The organism is Streptomyces sp. NBC_00193 (assembly GCF_026342735.1).
GTDB lineage: Bacteria > Actinomycetota > Actinomycetes > Streptomycetales > Streptomycetaceae > Streptomyces > Streptomyces stoeckheimensis.
On record NZ_JAPEMM010000002.1, the window covers coordinates 1,224,731 to 1,242,848 of the forward strand.

Below are 18,118 nucleotides of genomic sequence, written 5' to 3' on the forward strand. Positions count from 1 at the left end.
GAGAAGCCGCCGTCATTCCGGAATGGGCGCGAAGTCCCAGTACGGACGGCTCCGCTGTCTCGCCGCTACGGTCTGGACGTGCTGGACGCCCAAGGTGCTCGCAAGGCCCCTGATCCCCGCGTCCTCGTACTTGTCCGCCTCCTCGCGCGCGCGTACGACGCGGAGGTCCGCGGCGAGGGCGATCTGCGCGGCGAACGTCATGGGGTGCGTCGGACCGAACGCCTGTTCCGCGCCCCGCAGGGTCTCCCGGCTCAGGGAGAGCGCCTCCTCCACGTGCCCCCTGACCTGGCGGTGCGCGGTGACGTTCAGGGCGCAGCCCAGCGTCCACGGGTGCCGCGTGCCGAGCGCGCCCCGCATTCCGGCCAGCCCCTGCTCCGCCAGCGACAGCGCTTCCTCGCGCTCGCCCTGTGCCCGCAGGACCAGGGCGAGGTTGCCCATCGCACCGATGGCGTACGGATGGGCCCGGCCCAGCTGCCTCTCGTACGCACGGAGCACGTCCTCGGACAGCCCGCGCGCCTCGTCGATGTCCCCGTGCTCACGGAGGTACGCGGCGTGGTCGCAGGCCACGGCCAACGCCCCCGGGGAGTCGGCTCCGAAGAGGCGCGCAGCCCGCTCCCGCACGGTCCGCAGCAGCTGGCCCGCGCCGGGGAGGTCTCCGTCACCGCGCAGGCACATCGCGAGGTTGTGCTCGGCGCTCAGGGCCAGCGGGTGGGAGGGGCCCAGCATCTGCCTGACGCGTCTGACGCCCTGTTCCTGCAGGGCCCGCGCCTCCCGGTAGTGCCCCAGCAACCGCAGGTCCACGGCGTGGGCGAGGACGGAGGAGAGGGTGGAGGGGTGCCGGGCCCGCAGCATGCGCTCGCGGCGGAGCAGGGTCTCCTGGTCGAGGTCGTGGGCCTCTTGGTAGCGGCCCAGCAGCCGGTAGGCGGTGGCCAGATCGTGCCGGGCCTGCAAGGTGGTGGAGTCGTCCCGGCCGAGCAGCTCCCGCGTGGCGTGCACCAGCGGCTCGATCCACTCACGGGCCTCCTCGTACCGGCCGAGGGCGAGCAGGAGCAGACCGCGAGCGCGCTCCTCCCGCAGGTCCTGCCGGCTGCGGCCGCGTCCCGGCCCGGCGCCGGGGAGGAGCTCGCGGAATGCCTCCTCGGCCTGGCCCGGTCGGCCGAGGAGGCGCAGCACCGTGATGTGCAGGGAGGCGAGCTCGCGCAGGGTGGGGTGGTCCGCGCCGAGTACGGACCGCCAGGAGCGGCCGATGTCCTCGCACAGGCGCAGGCAGGCGGGGTACTCGCCTGCGAGTACCAGGTAGCGCACGCAGTCCAGGAGGAAGGTCCGGGTGCTCGGGTCGCTGCTCGTGAGGGCGCCGGAGGGTCCCAGGTGCGGGACGAGTTCGGCGTACCGGGGCCAGAGCCGCGAGTCGGTGGGCCGGCCGGGGGCGGCCTCGACGAGCACTCGCTGAACGGCGCGGGCCAGCGGTTCGGCCTCCTCCTCGGAGAGGTTCTCGCGGACGACACGGTGCACCGTGCGCTGAATCTGTGCGGTGCCCGTCCCGCCGCTGCCTTCTCCCACGGGCCCGTCCGAGTGCTCCAGGTGTACGACGGAGAACTGGACCAGCTTGTTGAGGGCCTCGTTCCACCGGACGGGGTCGCCGAGCATCCCGGCTACCCGTTCCGGTACCTCCCTCGCGGGGAAATCACGCAGCAGCCACAGCGGGACCGGGCCGGGGGCGAAGAAGACGAACAGCCGCAGCAGGGTGAGGGCGTCGGGAAAGTTGACCCGGATGTTGTTGAGGAGGATGGCCAGCGCGGTCTGGAAGGGCAGCGGGTAGTCCTCCGAGAGGGTGAGGGGCTCGCGGGAGTCCACGCCCTCCAGCAGGGCGACGTACTCCCCCACGCCGAGCGGGGAGTCGGCGAGCCAGCCGGCGGCCTGGTCGAGCGCGAGCGGGTAGTCCCCCAGTGCCTCGGCGAGCCGGTCGGCCTCGGCAGCGGTGAGGCGCACCGCCCGGCGGCGGACGAAGGCAACGGACTCGGAGCGGTCGTAGAGCGGGACTTCCACGATGCTGGTGTGCCGGGAGGCCCACTCGCGGTTGCGCGAGGTGATGATGATGTCGCCGGGGCCGGAGGGCAGCAGGTCGGTGAGGTCGTCCGGGTTGTCGCAGCCGTCGAAGACGATCAGCCACCGGTCGTGGGGAGTTCCCCGCCTCAGCGCTTCGAGCACGGCCCGGATCTGGTCGCCGTGGCTGCCCGCGCCGCGCGGCAGGCCGAGGGCGGGGGCCAGTTCGACGAGACGCTCGCGCGCGGTGGCCCGGTCCTCGGCGGGGACCCACCACACCGCGTCGTACTCGGCGGCGAAGCGGTGGGCGTACTCGACGGCGATCTGGGTCTTGCCGATGCCGGATAGCCCGAGGAGGGTGACGGCCGAGCCACTGCGCGGGGCTTCGGACAGGGTCGTGTGCAGGCGGGCCATGAGGTCGTCGCGACCGGTGAAGCGGGTGTTGCGGCGCGGGACCCGGCCCCAGATCTCGGGCGGGTCGTTCGGGAAGCGGGGGCCGCGCCGGCCGGTCTCGGCGCGGATCCGTTCGGTGGGCATCCGCAGGCGGCGCAGCACCCGGTACTCCGCCTCGTACGCGTCCACACCCCACAGGGTCACGGGCTCCAGCGGCGTCGCGGGCAGCCTCGCCTCGGTCAGGGCGACCGCGGCGAACCGGTCCAGCTCCGACGGGGCGAGGGAGCTCCACGCGGTGTTCCACTCCCGGTCGGTCCGGTCTCCCGTGGCGAAGAAGTTTTCGCTGAGCACCATCAGCACCGAGCCCCGGCGCGGCAGCAGCCGGCGCAGCTCGTCCTCCAGCCGCTGCCCGGGGGCCGGGTCCCAGCGGCTCAGTGCGGCGCCCAGTCCGTGGGCCTCCAGCCGGTGGGCCAGCCAGACCGCCCACGGCCTGTTGGAACCGCTGTAGACCAGGACGACGTTCCCGACGCGGCCGCTCTCCTCGGGGTGCGTCGGCGCCTCGGCGCGTGCCCGCTCCTGCTCCCGCGCCGCTGCCCGCTCGCGCTCCTCGGCCCGTACCCGCTCCTCGGCCCGTACCCGCTCCTCGGCGATCCGCACCTCCTCCTCGGCCCGGGCGCGCTCCTCCGCTTCCCTCTCCCGCACCGCACCCCGGCCGGCTGCGGCCTGTGCGTAGCGCCGGACCACCAGCGCGGAGACGTCGGCGAAGGCCTGCGGGGTGAGCAGCTCGCCGTTCCCGTCGGAGTGCTCCTCGCCGGTGAGGCAGGCACGGGCGAGGGCCGGGAAGTTGTGGGCGCGCCGCCCGAAGTGGCGTTCCACGTACTCCCCGCAGTACTTGAGTACGAGGAGGGCTTCACCCAGGGGCAACGCCCGCAGCAGCGCCTCGCGCACGCCGGGCACGAACTCGTACCACCCGTCGGTCTCGGCCCGCCGCAGGAGCCCGCTGAGCAGGACCTCCGCGAGGACGGACGGTCCCGTACCGGGGGCCGTACTGCGCTGTACCAGCTGCATCACGGGGAGGCTGAGGGGGACGGCCGAGAGCGCCACGGCCAGTTGCAGGGCGGGGCGCGAGGCGGTCCGGCGGAACGACCCGATCAGCTCGGCGGGGGGCGGCGTACGGTCCGTGCCGACGGGGAGGGCCGGCGCGTGGTCGGGGCCCACCCAGCCGGCCGCCGCCGGCAGCGCGAGGCCGGTCGACGTCGACAGGAGGCGCGCCCATGCTCCCAGCCCCGCGCCGGTCGGCGCGAGCACGGGCACGGGGACCGGCCCTGCCGCGGTACCGCCTTCGAGCGGGACGAACGCGAGCCGGCCCGCCAGCCCCTCGGGGCGCCTCAGGGTTCCCGGCAGCGCGGGCAGATGGGTGCGCCGCCACATGCGCTGGGGCAGCGGCTGGACCAGGGCGACGGGCGCCACCGCGCTCCAGCGGTGGATCAGCCGCTGCATCCGTCCCGCACGCCACAGCGGTCCGGCGCAGTCGCTGAGCACCAGCGTCAGCTGCCGGCCGGAGGGGTCCCTCAGCTGCTCCGCTCCCCAGAACGGGCGGCTCCCGTCCCGGGCGGGACCGATCAGCAGCCGTCCGTCCCCGGCCTCGCGGACGTGGTGGACCAGGATCTCGCGGAAGGCTCCGGTCCCGGCGAGGATCTCGCTCAGTTCCCCCAGGGTCCGCTGCCACACCGGGGTCGAGGTCGACACGTCCATGACGAGACGGATCCGGGCCTCGCGCCGGGTGGAGGACCGGCTGACGGGCAGCAACAGACCCGTCAGCGCCGCCCGTTCCGCCGTGGCCTGTTCGTCGAGCTGGTCCTCCACCCGGCGCACGGGGGCCCGGTACCGCTGGAGCGGGCGCAGGGCCCGCACCAGTGCCAGGGGCTGCGGCAGGGCGGTGGCCATGGGGACCCGGACCCGTTCGAGGCCCTCGGCCGTGCCCGGGCCCCGGCCGCGGTGGCGGGGGTGGTCCGCGTACAGCCGGGTGCGCTCGGTGCGCTCCGGGGGTCCGTCCGTACCGCCGCCGCCGCCTGCCGGGCCCGGCGCGTCCCCGGCCGGGCCCCGCGCATCCCCGGCCGGCACACCGGCGACGGGCTGCTCGGCCGGTGCCCGGAGCGAGGGCGCGGCCGGATCCACGTGCCGGGCCAGCCAGAGCGCCTCGGCGAGCTCGCGGGCCGTCGGTTCCGCGCCCGCGGACACCAGTCTGCGCACCAGCTCCGGGAGCGGATCGGGCCGGGACTCGCGAGGCTCGGGGGACCCGGGGGGCTCGGGGGACCCGGGGGGCTCGGGGGACCCGGGGGACTCGGCGGCCATCAGCTCGGCCCGGGTTCACCGTGGTCGAGGGGGCGCATCAGCAGCTCGGCCAGCCGCTGCCGGTCGGACTCGTCGCCGCGCACCGTCTCCTGCGTCAGGTAGATGGCGTTGAGGAGCTGGTCCGCCGTGCGCAGGGCGCCGGGCCTGCTCGTGAGGAACTGCCGGATCAGGGCGTCGTTGGTTTCGGCGTCGTCCTCGCCGAAGTGGGCGCGGACCATGGACCGGAGGCGGCCGTTGCCCCATTCGTCGTCCTTGGGCGACGACAGTTCCAGGCGGAGGCAGCGGCGCAGCAGCGGGACGGGGAAGTCCCGTTCGCCGTTGCTGGTCATCACGACCACGGGGAAGGCCCGGCAGCGGATCTTGCCCTTCGTGACCTCGGCCCGGGTGTCGTCGTCGGTGTCGACCTCGACGGCCTCCTGGACCGCCTGGAGGCGCTGGAGTTCGGGGATGGTGAACTCCCCTTCCTCCAGTGCGTTCAGCAGGTCGTTGGGCAGGTCGATGTCGCTCTTGTCGAGTTCGTCGACGAGGAGCACGCGGGGTTTCTCGTACGGCAGCAGCGCGGTGCCGAGCGGGCCGAGGCGGAGGTAGCGGCCGATGTCCCGCGTGTGGTCCTCGCCCCCCTCGCGGGCCAGCTGCATGTCCTGGAGCCGGGCGATGGCGTCGTACGAGTACAGCCCCTCGCGCAGCGTCGTACGGCTGACGACCGGCCAGTGCAGGACGCGGCCGAGCCCCAGTTCGTGGGCGAGGGCGTGCGCGAGCGTCGACTTCCCCGAGCCCGGCTCCCCCGTCACGAGCAGGGGGCGCCGCAGGTACAGGGCGGCGTTGATCATCTCCAGTTCGGCCGGGCGCCAGGCGAGGCCCGCGGATCCCATGGCCGCGTCGGAGCCCAGCCGCCGGGTCGACTCCGCGCCCAGGTCCGGGGGCCCGGAGACCACCGGCGAACCGTCGAAGTCGCGCCAGGGGGGCGGGTCCGGCAGGCGGTCGACACCGTCGTGCGGTTCGCCGGTGCCCCGGAAGACGAACCAGTCGGGGGTGGTCATGACGTACTCCTCGGGTAACGATCGCGGCGGGGCCGGCGGCCGGCGGGGTCAGGGCGAGTTCAGCAGGCCTGCCGGCTCGGGGAGCGGACGGTCCGGGTCGTCGTAGAGCAGGGCCAGCGGTTCGGCCCAGTCCGCATCGGCGTCGGCCCTGCTGATGCGCTCGCGCAGCATCCGCAGTTCCTCGGGCAGCGCGCCGGCCCGCCGGGCCCGGCGCAGCAGCCGTGCCACCCGGTCCTCCAGGTCCCCGCAGGGCGTGCCGCAGCCCGCCTGGTGCGGGTCGCCCCGGCGCCACAGGGCGACGGCGTATCCCGCTCTGATCACCTCGCGCAGCGGTTCGGCCCCGTCGCCCGCCGTTCTGCAGACCAGCGGTACGGCGCCGGCCGGCGCCGCCTCCAGCACCTCGCTCCCCGCTTCGGGCCATCTGAGGGGCAGCGTTTCCAGGGCCCCCTCGGCCACCCCGAGCCAGCGCTCCCTGTGCAGCTCCCGGGGGGTCGCCTCCCTTTCCAGCGGGCGCAGCACCACTTGCCGGTGGACGCCGAAGGGCCGGTCGGCGGGGTCCGGGCGCATGGTCCGCGCGACGAGCCGGGAGCGCCACAGGTGCACGTTCTCGTCGAAGCACTCGACGGGCAGCACGAATTCGAGCCGTGCGGGCCCGTCCTCGGTGTCGGTCCGGCCGAAGATCTCGTGCAGCGGCTCGCTCAGGAGGTACGGCAGTTCGGCGAGCGAGGCGCCCTCCGGCTCGTCCCCCTCGTCCCAGGCCCGGAAGCAGCCCGCTTCCTCGGCCCAGGTCCAGATCCGCCAGTGGAAACGGTCCTGCGGCCGGTAGGCGTCCGGGCGGAGCTCGACCGCGACCACCGGGCCGCCCGCCTCCGCCCCGGCGGCCCGCTCGGCGACCCAGGCGGCGATCCTGGGCGCCTTCAGCAGCGCCCGGTAGTAGACGGGCAGCTGTCCGGCGCGCTGCAGCGCCCAGCGCTCCAGTGCGGCGGCCGGCCCGGGCCGTTCCGCGGCGCAGGTCCTGGCCACGAGCAGGAGGTAGTGCAGGAAGGCGATGTCGTCGCCGTCGGCCGTCTCGTAGAGCCAGCCGTGTCCGTCGCGCCAGTCGCGCGCCGCGACCGCCCCCGGCCACAGGGGCTCCTCGCCCACCGCCACTTCGATGAGCGATTCGAGTTCCCGCGTGGAGACGGGCGGAGGCAGTTCGGCCAGCAGGGCGGACGCCGCGGCGCTGTCCCTCGGGGTCCAGACCCGCTCGCCCGAGGGGACGATCCCTTCCTGCGCGGCCACCCAGGACTTCGCCTCCGAGCCGGGCTCCTCCCGCATGCGGTGGTGCCACTGGTCGTGGGCGCGGATGAGCTCCCGGTACGGTTCGCGCCCCAGCCCCTGCTCACCGCCGACGGGCACCGCCCGCGCGAACCCGCGCAGCGCCGTGGCGGCGATGGCCAGCCCGCCGTCCTTGCCGCGCCTGCGCGCCTTGACCACACCGAGGACGACGCCGCGGTCCCGGTCCAGCACCGGGCCGCCCGAGGCTCCGTGGGGGATCTCGGTCTCGGGGCCGAGGGTGAGCCCGCTCGATCCGTCGCTGCCGTTGATGACGCAGTGCCCGCTCCACGTCTGGGGCTTGCAGCCCTCGGCCGCGCGCCACCCGTAGACCGTCACCCGCGAGGGTGCGTCGCTCCGGTCGCCGAGCCGTACGCACGTGTGCCGGACCGAGTCGTCCGCCAGCCGGATCAGCACGAGGTCCTGTTCGGGGTCGAACCCCCCGCCCAGCCAGTACCCGAGCCGGGCCGGCGTACTGCCGTGCCGTCCGTGCACCAGGAAGGTGCCCACCGCCTCCGGCCGCTCCACTCCGGGAATCACGTGGGCGCAGCTGAGCACCCAGCCGGGTGCGACGAAGAACCCGGTGCCCCAGAGCCTGTCCGGGTCCCCCTGGGGCCCGATCCGCACCGTGGCGCGGCGTGTGAGCTCCTCGAGTTTCGCCGCCGTCATCCGCTTGCGTCGTCCGGGCCCGGGCCCACCCTGCCTTCGGCTTCTCGGCGGCTCCAGGTGAGGGTGACCGAGATCGCGGCCTTGGCCTCGCCGTCCGCCAGCATGGCGACGGCCTTGCCCGGCTTCACCGCCAGCTCGATCCCGAAGGTGGCGCTGACCTCATCGGGGCGGGCGGCCCGCGCGGATTCGAGTACGGCGGAACCGATGCCGCTGACCAGCTCGTTCAGCTGATCCACCCGGGCGGTCAGGTGGTCGAACGCGCCCACGTCGTCGTAGGCGAACTCGTCCGATCCGCGGGGAGCGTCCTCGGGGCGCATCACGCTGACGCGTGCCAGTACGGTCTCCCCGTTGGGCAGTTCGATCTCCTGGATCTGCCGTTCCATGGCCTCTCCCCCAGCCGCCGGACAACTGGGCCTCATCCGAGCCCCGTTGACCTTGCCGGAGGCCATTGTGCAGGCTCGTGTCCGGATCGTGCAGGGAGTTGGCGCGACTCGGAACCTTCGGCTGAATCCTTTTCGGGCGTCCCCGCCTCTTGTCCGTGTACCGGCCGAAGGGGCCGGCGGAGCCAGGAGGAAGAACCATGATGATCACCGGTCTCGTAGTGATCGGAGCCCTGCTCGTGGGCGCGTGCAGCCGGCACCTGATCCGGCGGTACAAGAGCCGAGCCTGACCAGACCCTGCAGACCCTGCACGCCCTGCCGTAGGACACCTTCCGGAATGAGCAGCACATGAACCCACGTTTCCCCTGGCCGGACGAGCGGCTGATCAAGGCCGCTCAGGACGGCGACGTCACCTCGCTCACCACCGTCGTCATGGAATCGCAGCCTCATGTGCGCAGGTTCGCCCTCTCGCTCTGCTCCTCGCCCCAGGACGCCGAGGACGCGGCGCAGGAAGCGCTGATCATCCTCTACCGGAAGATCGGCACCCTGCGGGCCACCGGCGCCCTCGCCTCGTGGATGTTCCGGATCGTGCGCAACGAGTGCCTGCGGCAGGTACGGCTGCTCCTCGCGCGGAGCGACGAAGCACCGGCCCACCCGGAGTCGGCGGACCCGTCCGCGGAGGACGCCGTGCTGCGCGGGCTGGAGGCGGAGCGGATCGCGGCCGCGGTCAGCGCCCTTCCCCGTGACCAGCGCCAGGTCCTGATCCTGCGGGACGTCCAGGGCCTGTCGGGCAAGGCCGTCGCCGATGCGCTCGGCCTGAGCACCGCCGCGATGAAATCGCGGCTGCACCGGGCCCGCGCGGCACTGCGCCACACCTTGACGGCGATCGACCCGCCAGTAGTCGAAGGAGACACCCGACGGTGAACACCGTGAAGAACATGAACACCATGAAGCCCGTGGAGCACGCGAAGCCCGTGCAGCACGTGGAGCACGCGAAGCCCGTACGCTCCTCCGCACCCGGGCCGGACTTCGCCAGCGCGTCCGTCCCGCGCCATCTGGCGCGCGGCGCCCTGGGTTTCGGGCTGATCATCGGCTCGATCGCCCTCGTGCCCGTCGTCGGCCCGGTCGCCCTGCTCGCGGCCCCCTTGGCCCTCGTCGCCTTCCGTGGCTGCCCGACGTGCTGGATGGTCGGCCTGGCGCAGACCATCTCGCGCGGCCGCCTGGAGCGCAGCTGCACGGACGGCGTCTGCACCCTCACCCCGTCAGCGGGCCGGACGCCTCCCCCGGCCGTTCCAGGCGCGGGCGGTCAGCGCGATCGACCCGTCGGCCTCGACGGGTAGGCGAGCGCGCAAGTGCTCGCGCAAGGCATCGTGCCGCTTCGGCGGCAGTGAGGCGAGGTACGACGGCGCAGGCCCTTGGCCACCCAGGAAGGGGGCCCAGTAGTCGTCGAAATCCCTGAAGCGGGTGGGGATCCTGATCTCGTCGACCTCCACGTCCGTGATTCCTGCCGACCGCAGCAGCTCCTCCAGCGGCCCGGGCGCGCACCACGGGAAGCGGACGGCCTCGTCGAGCTCCCGGCTGCCCGCGTCCAGGGAGACGGCGGCCTCCCAGAAGTGGCGGATGAGTTCCATGCCTCCCCGGGTGTAGTCCCAGAGGTACGCGGCGACCGTGCCGCCGGGGCGCACGATGCGGGCCATCTCGGCGAGGGCCCGCTCGGGGACGGGGACGAAGTTGAGGACCAGGCCGCTGACCGCCGCCGACGCCCGGCCGTCCGGGAACGGCAGTGCCATCGCGTCGGCGCGTACGAACCGGGCCCGGGCATCCGTGACGTGCAGCCGGGCGTACCGGACGTAGCCGTCCGACGGGTCGGCTCCCACCACCCGCTCGGGGTCCGCCACGTCCAGGACGCCCTGCGTGACGGCGCCCGTGCCACAGCCGATGTCCCGCCAGTCACCGCCCGGCGCCACGTCCAGCCGCCGGACGCACTCCGCCGCCACGTGCCGGCTCCACCGCCCGATGTACGGCTCGTAGGCTTCGCCCTCGCCCCACACCGTGGCGCCCACCGCCACCGCCACCGCTCCGCTACGGCTTGATGTTCTGGTTCAGGTGGAAGAGGTTGCCCGGGTCGTACGTGCCCTTGACCTGGACCAAGCGGTCGTAGTTGCCCTTGTAGTTGGCGCGGATGCGCTCCTGGTCGTCGTCCGCCATGAAGTTGACGTAGCCGCCCTCCTCCGAGTGCGGGGCCGTGGCCTCGTAGTAGTCGCGGACCCAGGCGGTGTTGGCCTCGTTGTCGGCGGGGTCCGGCCACATGCCCGCGATGACGGTGGCGAAGGAGGCGTCCCGGTAGGCGAAGGCCGTGGCGTCCGGGGCGACGCGGTGGCAGGCACCGTTGATCGGGTAGATGTGGACCGTCGAGTTGACGGCGGGCACGCGGGCACCGTGCACCAGGTGCGCCTCGATCGCGTCGTCGGTCAGCTCCGTCACGAAGTTGGCCTTCCAGTAGTGCTGGAGGCCGGGCGGCACCAGTGCGTCGAAGGCGCTGTTCAGCGCGGGATACGGCATGACGCCGACGTGCTCCGCGACCACCGGGGCGAAGTCGTGGAAGGGCTGGAGGGCGCGCTCGCCCTCCTCCGTCGGGCCCGCCCAGCACGACACGATCAGGACGAAGGTGTCGCCGTGCCGGTCCTCCGGGATGAACGGCAGCGGCGGGGCGATCTGGAAGGCCGGGAACCCGCCGAGCTGCTCCGGCGCGTCGGCGATGAAGTCCCGGAAGGCGCGCAGCACGGTGCCGGCGCTGTCCAGCTCGTAGAGGATCGGCCCGCCGTAGATGTCCTTGACGGGACTGAGCCGGAATTCGAGGGAGGTCACCGCGCCGAAATTGCCACCACCGCCGCGCAGCGCCCAGAAGAGGTCCTCGTGCTCCTGCTCGCTCGCCACGACGAGCTGTCCGTCCGCCGTCACCACATCGGCCGAGATCAGGTTGTCGCAGCTCAGGCCCAGTCCGCGGTCGAGGTAGCCGATGCCTCCGCCCAGGGTGAGGCCGCCGACGCCGGTGGTGGAGATGATCCCGCCGGTCGTCGCCAGGCCGAAGGCGTGGGTGGCCGCGTTGAAGTCGCCCCAGGTCGCGCCGCCCTCGGCGCGCGCCGTCCGCCGTACGGGGTCGACGCGGACGCCGCGCATCGCGGACAGGTCGGCGACCACGCCGTCGTCGCAGGTGCCGAAGCCGGGCACGCTGTGCCCGCCGCCCCGGACCGCCAGGTCGAGCCCGTTCTCCCGGGCGTAGTCGACGGCCGCCATGACGTCGCCCGCGTTGGCGCAGCGCACGACGACGGCCGGCCGTCTGTCGATCATGGCGTTGTAGACCTTGCGGGCTTCGTCGTACTCCTCGTCCCCCGGAGTGACGACGGTGCCGCGCACCCGTTGACTCAGCTGGTCCACAGTGAGGTTGCCCATGGCCATCGCTCCTCTTGCCCCGGCCCGGGGCGGAGTGACCTCCGGCGCGCCCGGGACTGTCCGCCAGTGGATAGGCCCTCAATTCACGCTACGCCGAATGGGTGGAGCGGCAATCCGAACGCTCAGGCCTTCTCCGTGGCGCTCCAGCTCGCTCGCCGAAGGACCTCGGCCAGCTCCTCGGGGTCGGGGGCGGCGTCCGCGGGATCGTCGGGCCACTGCTCGACGATGGCGGTCGCCCACTCGGCCCAGGTGGCGACGAGCCGGTAGTAGTCGGTGAGGAAGCGGCCGACGAGCAGCGTCTGGGCGGCCCGTTCCGGGAACGGGGCCTCGCCGGCGAGATGGGCGCGCGCGGTCGCGGCGTTGTCCTGGTTGCGCTCTTCGGCCCAGGCCCGGGCACCGCGGAGGGTGGCCAAGGTGTCGGCGCTGGTACCGGAGTCCGCGAAGAACACCTTCAGGAGCTGTTCGGACTCCAGGACCGGCCCGGCGCTCGGCTCGGGCAGCCAGTCGGCCAGCGCGCGCCGCCCCTCGGCGGTGATGCGGTAGACGGTGCGCGGCCGCCGCCCGACCGCTTCTCGCGTCGCCTCGGCCAGGCCGTGGCGGACGAGCTTCTTCGGCTCCTCGTACAGCTTGCTCTGGGCCCGGGGCCAGATGCGGCCGAGGCTCCGGTCCATCTGCTGTGCGAGCTCGTAGGTGCTCCAGGGCCGGACCGAGAGCAGGCCGAGGATCGCGTACGACGTGGTGGTGAGCGCCGGGCCCATTGACATCGCCACCCTTGAGGCGTATTCCGGAAATAGTCCCTTTGGGACTATTTTGCCAGCATAGGCGGTGGTGGTCATGGTCAGCACGCTTCGGGTCGGTCCCGGGGTGGATCCCGGGGTCGATCCCGCCAACGCCGAACAGGCCCGTGCCTGGGACGGTCACGAGGGCGCGTACTGGGCGGAGCACGCCGATCGGTACGACCGGGCGATACGCGCCCACCACCCGCACCTCCTCGCCGCGGCCGGCATATCCGCCGCCGACCGGGTGCTGGACATCGGCTGCGGCACGGGTGAGACCACCCGCGACGCCGCGCGACGGGCGAGCGGCGGCCGGGCCCTGGGCGTGGACCTGTCGGCGGAGATGCTGCGGGTGGCGCGGGAGCGTACGGCGGCCGAAGGACTGCGCAACGCCGACTTCGTCCGGGCCGACGCCCAGGTCCACCCCTTCCCCTCCGCGGCGTTCGACGTGGCCGTCAGCCGCAGCGGGACGATGTTCTTCGCCGACCCGGTCGCCGCCTTCCGCAACATCGCCGGCGCGCTGCGACCCGGCGGCCGCCTCGTCCAACTGGTCTGGCAGGCCGCGGCGGACAACGAGTGGTTCCTCTCGTTCACCCGGGCCCTGGCCGCAGGACGCCCGCCGCCCGCGCCCGCACCCGACGCTCCCGGACCGTTCGCGCTCGCGGACCCGGAGCGGGTCCGCACCGTCCTGGAGGCCGCCGGTCTCACCGGCATCCGGCTGGAACCCCACAGCGAGACGATGTGGTTCGGCGAGGACTCCGCCGACGCGGAGCGCTTCCTCCTCGGCATGCTCGGCTGGATGCTCGAGGGACTCGACGAGGAGGGCCGGCGGCGCGCCGTCGACGACCTGCGCGCCTCCCTCACGGCGCACGAGACCGCCGACGGCGTCCACTACGCCTCGGCGACCTGGATCATCCGAGCGATCCGGCCGCCGATCCGGCCGCCGGTTACCGGCTGAGCGACTTGAGCGCCGCCGCGTCGTACGGCTTCAGCTCGTCGAAGCGGTTGCCGAGGACCTTCGCCGCCCACTGCGGGTCCTGGAGCAGCGCCCGGCCGACGGCGACCATGTCGAACTCGTCCCGTTCCATGCGGTCCAGGAGGTTGTCGATGTCGCCGAGCGCCGCGCCTTCGCCGGCGAACGCGCGGAGGAAGTCGCCGTCGAGGCCGACCGAGCCCACGGTGATGGTCGGCCGGCCGGTGAGCTTCTTGGTCCAGCCCGCGAGGTTCAGGTCCGAGCCCTCGAACTCCGGGAGCCAGTAGCGCCGGGTGGAGGCGTGGAACGCGTCGACACCTGCCGCCGCCAGCGGGGCCAGGATGGCCTCCAGCTCCTCCGGGGTGTGCGCGAGCCGCCCGTCGTAGGCCTCCTGCTTCCACTGGGAGTAGCGGAAGATCACCGGGAAGTCGGCCGCGACGCGCTCGCGGACCGCGGCCACGATCTCCTCGGCGAACTTCGTACGGGCCACCGCGTCGCCGCCGTAGGCGTCGGTGCGGCGGTTGGTCCGCTCCCACAGGAACTGGTCGATCAGGTAGCCGTGGGCGCCGTGCAGTTCGACACCGTCGAATCCGATCCGCTCGGCCTCCGCCGCGGCGTCGGCGAACGCGCCGATGACGTCGTCGAGGTCGGCGCGGGTCATCGCCTCGCCCGCCCCCTCGGTGCCGTCGACGCGGATGCCGGAGGGACCCATGGCCGGGGCGTCGGGGTACGGCGCCTCGCCCTGCTTGCGCACCATGCCTATGTGCCACAGCTGGGGGACGATCGTGCCGCCCGACTCGTGCACGGCCGCGGCGACCTTCGCCCACCCCGCCAGCTGCTCCTCGCCGTGGAACCGCGGCACCCGGTCGCTCTGCCCGGCGGAGTCGTGACCGACGTAGGTGCCCTCGGTGACGATCAGGCCCACGCCCGCGGCGGCCCGGCTGGCGTAGTACGCCAGCACGTCCTCGCCGGGCACGCCGCCGGGGGAGAACTGCCGCGTCATCGGCGCCATCGCGATGCGGTTCGGGACGGTCAGGCCGTTCAGCCGGACGGGCCGGGAAAGGATCTCGGCCGCGCGGGAGGCGGTGGACGTGGTCACGGTCATGCGGGTCCTCCGGGTTGAGCTGTGGCTCGCCGGGTGACGACGAGAAGTGCATAGTACACAAGCTATGTATCATGCACATTGCACGGCACGTTGCGGGGCCGCCGGTCCCCCGGTTCACCGGTCCGCGACAATGGGACGTCCGAAGGAGCGGGGAGGCGCAGTGCTGGAAAAACTGGAGCGGGAGCTGATGCTCCTCTCGCGACACCAGGTGCTGGCCCGGCGCGAGCGCGACCCCGAGCGCCTGGAGCGGTCGGCGTACGTACTGCTCAGCCGGATCGACACGCAAGGCCCCATGTCCATCGGGCAGTTGTCGGAGGCGTTCGGACTCGACACCTCGACCGTGAACCGCCAGACCGCCGCACTGCTGCGCTGCGGACTGGCCGAGCGCGTCGCGGACCCGGACGGCGGCATGGCCCGCAAGCTGCGCATCACGGAGGAAGGCGGACGCCGGCTCGCCGAGGACCGCGGGGTCAACCAATCCTGCCTGGCCCGGGTGGTCGCCGACTGGTCCCCCGAGCAAGTCCAGCAGCTCGAGGACGCCCTGGTCCGCCTCAACCGCAGCGCCGAGGCCCTGGAAGGACGACACTGGCCGCGCACGGAGGAACCCGGCACCCCCCACCCGCCGACTCCCGCACCGTAAGAACACCCACGGCCCCGGACGCACGAAAGGTCGCCTTCTCATTTCTGAGAAGACGACCTCCGACCTGCATGAAGCAAAGTCGGGACGACAGGATTTGAACCTGCGACCCCTTGACCCCCAGTCAAGTGCGCTACCAAGCTGCGCCACGTCCCGATGCTCGTTGACCTGGGGTTTCCCCTGGTTGAACGCGCAGGAGAACGATACCGCACTTCCGGCGGTGCTCGCGCGCACCTTTCTTCTCCGTGGCGGAGCGAGGCCGGTGCGAGGGGGTGGCGGAGGACGGGCCGGTGGTGGTTGACCTCAAGTGGGCTTGAGGTTGCACGATCGGTGCATGACACGGACAGCAGCCGCGGATGCCAGGTTCCGCCACGAAGACCTGGGCGGGCTCATGGCCCTCATGACCGGGGCCGAGAAGCACGGCCCCGCCGCCACCTCCACGCTCGACGCGCTGTGGGTGCTCTACGACCGGGTCCTGCGGGTCGGGCCCGCCAGTGCCGGGGACCCGGGACGGGACCGGTTCCTGCTGTCGAAGGGGCACGGGCCAATGGCGTACTACGCCGTCCTCGCCGCCAAGGGGTTCTTCCCGGTCGGCTGGCTCAGCGGGTTCGGCGCGTACGACTCGCCCCTCGGGCACCACCCGGACCGGACCTTGATCCCCGGAGTGGAGATCGGCAGCGGTTCGCTCGGGCACGGGCTGCCGCTCGCCGTCGGGAGCGCCCTCGGGCTGCGGGCCCAGGGGCTCACCGACCCGGCCGTGTGGGTGCTGATCGGGGACGCCGAGCTGGACGAGGGGAGCAACCACGAGGCGATCGCGTACGCCGGCTCGGCCGGTCTGGAGCGGCTGCACACGATCGTGATCGACAACGACTCCGCGACCCACGGCTGGCGGGGCGGCATCGCCTCCCGTTTCGAGGCCGCCGGGTGGTCGGCGGTCACCGTGGACGGCCGGGACCACGCGGCGCTGCACAGGGCGTACACCGCACCTCATCCGGGCCGACCGCACGCCGTGGTCGCCCGGGTCGAGAAGAAGCACTGAGGGGGAGACATGGACACCATGCGCGAACGGTTCATCTCGGTCACATCGCGTGCGCTCGACGAGGATCCCCGGCTGGCCGTCGTGCTGGCCGAGATCACCATGGACGGCTTCCGGCCCGCCCAGGACCGCCATCCCGACCGGGTGATCAACGTGGGCATCCGCGAGCAGCTGCTGGTCGGCGTGGGCGGCGGCCTGGCCCTCACGGGGCTGCGTCCCGTGGTGCACACCTTCGCCAGCTTCCTCGTGGAGCGGCCCTTCGAGCAGGTCAAGCTCGACTTCGGGCACCAGGGCACGGGCGGGGTGCTCGTCAGCGCGAGCGCGAGCTACGACTGGCCGGCCGGCGGGTTCACCCACATGGCGCCGGGCGACGTGGCCCTGCTGGACACCCTGGACGGCTGGACCGTGCACGTCCCGGGCCACCCGGACGAGGCCGAGGCGCTGCTGCGCCACGCCTACGCCGCCGGGGAGGACAAGGTCTACGTCCGGCTCTCCGCGCAGTCGAACACGGCGGCCCGCCCCGTGGCGGGCCTGGGCTTCCAGACCGTACGGGAGGGCCGTGCAGGCGTCGTCGTCGCCGTCGGGCCCCTGCTCGACAACGTCCTCGCCGCGACCGAGGGCACGGACCTGAGCGTGCTGTACGCGCCGACCGTACGGCCCTTCGACGACGCGGCGCTGCGTGCCGCCGTCGGGCACGGCCCGGCCGACGTGGTGCTGGTCGAGCCCTATCTCGCCGGGACCTCCACGGCTGCCGCGACCCAGGCGCTCGAAGCGGTCCCCCACCGGGTGCTCGGCCTCGGGGTCGGCCGGGCCGAGCTGCGCCGCTACGGCACGATCGACGAGCACACGGCGGCCCACGGCCTCGACCCCGCCGCGCTGCGCGCGCGGATCGATGCCTTCACCCGGCGGTGACGGGCCCCTTCGGCCCGGGGCGGTCCAGTTCCGGATGGGCCGCCGCCAGGCGCTTGGGGGCGGCCTGGCGCCAGGAGTCGGTCAGGATCGAGCGCAGCTCCGCCGCGTCCTCCACCGCTGCCAGCCGGACCCGGAGCCACGCGTAGTTGTCGTCGTGGCCGGGCCGTATGAAGAACTTCTCCGGCTCCGCCGCGATCAGCTCCTCGCGGTCCTCCCGGGGGCACTTCACCCCGATCGAGGTGTCGTCGTCGGCAAGTGCGGCGAAGATCTTCCCGCCCTTGCCGTCGGCTCCGCCCACCCTGAAGGTGGGCATGCCCCAGGCGAGCTTCTCGCTGCTGCCCGGGAGCGACAGCGCGATCTTCCGGACGTCCTCCGCCGTCATGGCCATCCCCCGACTCCTCTCCGGTCCGTTCCGTTCCGGTGCAGTCCTGCGTCTCCGACCGTAGACCCGGGCACTGACATTCACCCCCGGGCCGCGAGGTCCTCCCGGTCGTGCACCAGCTCCACCAGCTCCGCCGCCAGCGCCTTCACCGCAGCGAGCCCCGCCAGTCCCCACCGCCTCGGCACCACGTCCACCGCGCACACCGTCCCCAGCACGATCCCGCGCCGGTCGGTCAGCGGCGCGCCCGCGTAGGACCGCACCCCGCTCTCGTCCACGACGGCGTTGCCCGCGAAGCGCGCGAAGTCCCGTACGTCCTCCAGCACCAGCGCGCGCCGCCGGACCACCACGTGGGGGCAGTAGCCGTGGTCCCGGGGAAGCGTCCGCGCCGGATAGCCGCTCGCCGGTGCGTCGGGCGCATGGTGCAGGCCGGCGAAGAACTGCCGTTCCTCGCTGATGAAATTGATGCCGGCGTACGGCGCCCCGAGCTCGTCCGAGACCCGCCGCGCGAACGCGTCCAGCTCCCCGTCCACCCGCTCCCCCAGGCCCAGTTCACGCAGCCTCAGCACACGTGCGGGCGCCTCCCGGTCCACCGGTGTGAGCAGCAGGTGTCCGGTCGATTCGTAGTACGTCATGGTGTCTCCCCCACATCA

16 protein-coding genes and 1 tRNA gene are annotated in these 18,118 nt (G+C 73.2%); 6 read left to right on the plus strand and 11 right to left on the minus strand.

All coding sequences use genetic code 11. From position 1 onward, the window contains the following. Positions 1-12: 12 nt before the first annotated feature. From fxsT to OG898_RS33700, 4 genes are all read right to left on the minus strand, one after another. A complete protein-coding gene (gene fxsT / locus OG898_RS33685; protein WP_266962132.1) occupies positions 13-4,689 on the minus strand; it encodes an FxSxx-COOH system tetratricopeptide repeat protein in 4,677 nt (1,558 codons plus the stop codon). Positions 4,690-4,790: 101 nt separating this feature from the next. Beyond that, a complete protein-coding gene (locus OG898_RS33690) occupies positions 4,791-5,831 on the minus strand; it encodes a MoxR family ATPase (protein WP_250747927.1) in 1,041 nt (346 codons plus the stop codon). A 48-nt stretch (positions 5,832-5,879) separates the two neighbouring features. Beyond that, positions 5,880-7,814, minus strand: coding sequence for a trypsin-like peptidase domain-containing protein (locus OG898_RS33695; protein ID WP_266962137.1), 1,935 nt, complete (start codon positions 7,812-7,814; stop codon positions 5,880-5,882). Then, complete coding sequence (locus OG898_RS33700) at positions 7,811-8,197, minus strand: CU044_2847 family protein (protein ID WP_250747931.1); 387 nt, start codon at positions 8,195-8,197, stop codon at positions 7,811-7,813. Before OG898_RS33700 ends, OG898_RS33695 begins: the two co-directional genes overlap by 4 nt. Before the next feature lie 345 nt (positions 8,198-8,542). On the opposite strand from OG898_RS33700, the gene OG898_RS33705 reads away from it, so the two are divergent. Both OG898_RS33705 and OG898_RS33710 read left to right on the plus strand, forming a co-directional pair. Then, the gene (locus tag OG898_RS33705; RefSeq protein WP_266962140.1) at positions 8,543-9,118 is read left to right on the plus strand and encodes an RNA polymerase sigma factor; all 576 of its coding nucleotides are present in this window, start codon (positions 8,543-8,545) and stop codon (positions 9,116-9,118) included. After that, positions 9,115-9,534 (plus strand): hypothetical protein, encoded by a 420-nt coding sequence (locus OG898_RS33710; RefSeq protein WP_266962142.1) that lies wholly within the window; start codon positions 9,115-9,117, stop codon positions 9,532-9,534. The genes OG898_RS33705 and OG898_RS33710 overlap by 4 nt, the downstream gene beginning before the upstream one ends. Here OG898_RS33710 and OG898_RS33715 read toward each other — a convergent pair. The 3 genes from OG898_RS33715 to OG898_RS33725 all read right to left on the minus strand — a co-directional run bounded on the left by OG898_RS33715 (position 9,457) and on the right by OG898_RS33725 (position 12,411). Then, complete coding sequence (locus tag OG898_RS33715; protein ID WP_250747937.1) at positions 9,457-10,269, minus strand: class I SAM-dependent methyltransferase; 813 nt, start codon at positions 10,267-10,269, stop codon at positions 9,457-9,459. The genes OG898_RS33710 and OG898_RS33715 overlap by 78 nt on opposite strands. A 7-nt stretch (positions 10,270-10,276) precedes the next feature. Beyond that, positions 10,277-11,647, minus strand: coding sequence for an FAD-binding oxidoreductase (locus tag OG898_RS33720; RefSeq protein ID WP_266962145.1), 1,371 nt, complete (start codon positions 11,645-11,647; stop codon positions 10,277-10,279). Positions 11,648-11,769: 122 nt separating this feature from the next. Continuing rightward, the gene (locus OG898_RS33725) at positions 11,770-12,411 is read right to left on the minus strand and encodes a PadR family transcriptional regulator (protein WP_250747941.1); all 642 of its coding nucleotides are present in this window, start codon (positions 12,409-12,411) and stop codon (positions 11,770-11,772) included. A gap of 70 nt (positions 12,412-12,481) precedes the next feature. Here OG898_RS33725 and OG898_RS33730 point away from each other — a divergent pair, with 70 nt between their 5' ends. Then, entirely contained in the window at positions 12,482-13,381 is a 900-nt protein-coding gene (locus OG898_RS33730; RefSeq protein WP_266962147.1) for a class I SAM-dependent methyltransferase, read from the plus strand. Here the strand turns inward: OG898_RS33730 and OG898_RS33735 are convergent. Beyond that, a complete protein-coding gene (locus OG898_RS33735) occupies positions 13,371-14,501 on the minus strand; it encodes an NADH:flavin oxidoreductase (protein ID WP_250747945.1) in 1,131 nt (376 codons plus the stop codon). The genes OG898_RS33730 and OG898_RS33735 overlap by 11 nt on opposite strands. A 130-nt stretch (positions 14,502-14,631) precedes the next feature. Here OG898_RS33735 and OG898_RS33740 point away from each other — a divergent pair, with 130 nt between their 5' ends. Next, positions 14,632-15,141: a MarR family winged helix-turn-helix transcriptional regulator gene (locus tag OG898_RS33740; protein ID WP_250747947.1), complete on the plus strand. Its 510-nt coding sequence runs from the start codon at positions 14,632-14,634 to the stop codon at positions 15,139-15,141. Positions 15,142-15,220: 79 nt separating this feature from the next. Here the strand turns inward: OG898_RS33740 and OG898_RS33745 are convergent. Further along, positions 15,221-15,294: transfer RNA gene (locus OG898_RS33745), tRNA-Pro, on the minus strand. 178 nt (positions 15,295-15,472) lie between these two features. On the opposite strand from OG898_RS33745, the gene OG898_RS33750 reads away from it, so the two are divergent. Both OG898_RS33750 and OG898_RS33755 read left to right on the plus strand, forming a co-directional pair. Further along, on the plus strand, positions 15,473-16,177 hold the full coding sequence (locus OG898_RS33750; protein WP_266962150.1) for a transketolase: 705 nt from the start codon (positions 15,473-15,475) through the stop codon (positions 16,175-16,177). Positions 16,178-16,186: 9 nt separating this feature from the next. Next, positions 16,187-17,086 (plus strand): transketolase family protein, encoded by a 900-nt coding sequence (locus OG898_RS33755; RefSeq protein WP_266962152.1) that lies wholly within the window; start codon positions 16,187-16,189, stop codon positions 17,084-17,086. On the opposite strand, the gene OG898_RS33760 is transcribed toward OG898_RS33755, so the two are convergent. Further along, on the minus strand, positions 17,073-17,474 hold the full coding sequence (locus OG898_RS33760; RefSeq protein WP_266962154.1) for an MmcQ/YjbR family DNA-binding protein: 402 nt from the start codon (positions 17,472-17,474) through the stop codon (positions 17,073-17,075). The two genes, OG898_RS33755 and OG898_RS33760, sit on opposite strands and share 14 nt — an antisense overlap. Before the next feature lie 74 nt (positions 17,475-17,548). Then, positions 17,549-18,100, minus strand: a complete 552-nt coding sequence (locus tag OG898_RS33765; RefSeq protein WP_266962156.1) for a GAF domain-containing protein — start codon at positions 18,098-18,100, stop codon at positions 17,549-17,551. Positions 18,101-18,118 lie beyond the last annotated feature (18 nt).

What these genes read in the sequence shown, in the direction of transcription:
- OG898_RS33765 (WP_266962156.1), bottom strand. Translation starts at nt 18,100, where the DNA reads ATGACGTACTACGAATCGACCGGACACCTGCTGCTCACACCGGTGGAC.
- OG898_RS33750 (WP_266962150.1), top strand. Translation starts at nt 15,473, where the DNA reads ATGACACGGACAGCAGCCGCGGATGCCAGGTTCCGCCACGAAGACCTG.
- OG898_RS33720 (WP_266962145.1), bottom strand. Translation starts at nt 11,647, where the DNA reads ATGGGCAACCTCACTGTGGACCAGCTGAGTCAACGGGTGCGCGGCACC.
- OG898_RS33700 (WP_250747931.1), bottom strand. Translation starts at nt 8,197, where the DNA reads ATGGAACGGCAGATCCAGGAGATCGAACTGCCCAACGGGGAGACCGTA.
- OG898_RS33725 (WP_250747941.1), bottom strand. Translation starts at nt 12,411, where the DNA reads ATGTCAATGGGCCCGGCGCTCACCACCACGTCGTACGCGATCCTCGGC.
- OG898_RS33740 (WP_250747947.1), top strand. Translation starts at nt 14,632, where the DNA reads ATGGGACGTCCGAAGGAGCGGGGAGGCGCAGTGCTGGAAAAACTGGAG.
- OG898_RS33695 (WP_266962137.1), bottom strand. Translation starts at nt 7,814, where the DNA reads ATGACGGCGGCGAAACTCGAGGAGCTCACACGCCGCGCCACGGTGCGG.
- OG898_RS33690 (WP_250747927.1), bottom strand. Translation starts at nt 5,831, where the DNA reads ATGACCACCCCCGACTGGTTCGTCTTCCGGGGCACCGGCGAACCGCAC.
- OG898_RS33755 (WP_266962152.1), top strand. Translation starts at nt 16,187, where the DNA reads ATGGACACCATGCGCGAACGGTTCATCTCGGTCACATCGCGTGCGCTC.
- OG898_RS33705 (WP_266962140.1), top strand. Translation starts at nt 8,543, where the DNA reads ATGAACCCACGTTTCCCCTGGCCGGACGAGCGGCTGATCAAGGCCGCT.
- OG898_RS33730 (WP_266962147.1), top strand. Translation starts at nt 12,482, where the DNA reads ATGGTCAGCACGCTTCGGGTCGGTCCCGGGGTGGATCCCGGGGTCGAT.
- OG898_RS33760 (WP_266962154.1), bottom strand. Translation starts at nt 17,474, where the DNA reads ATGGCCATGACGGCGGAGGACGTCCGGAAGATCGCGCTGTCGCTCCCG.
- OG898_RS33735 (WP_250747945.1), bottom strand. Translation starts at nt 14,501, where the DNA reads ATGACCGTGACCACGTCCACCGCCTCCCGCGCGGCCGAGATCCTTTCC.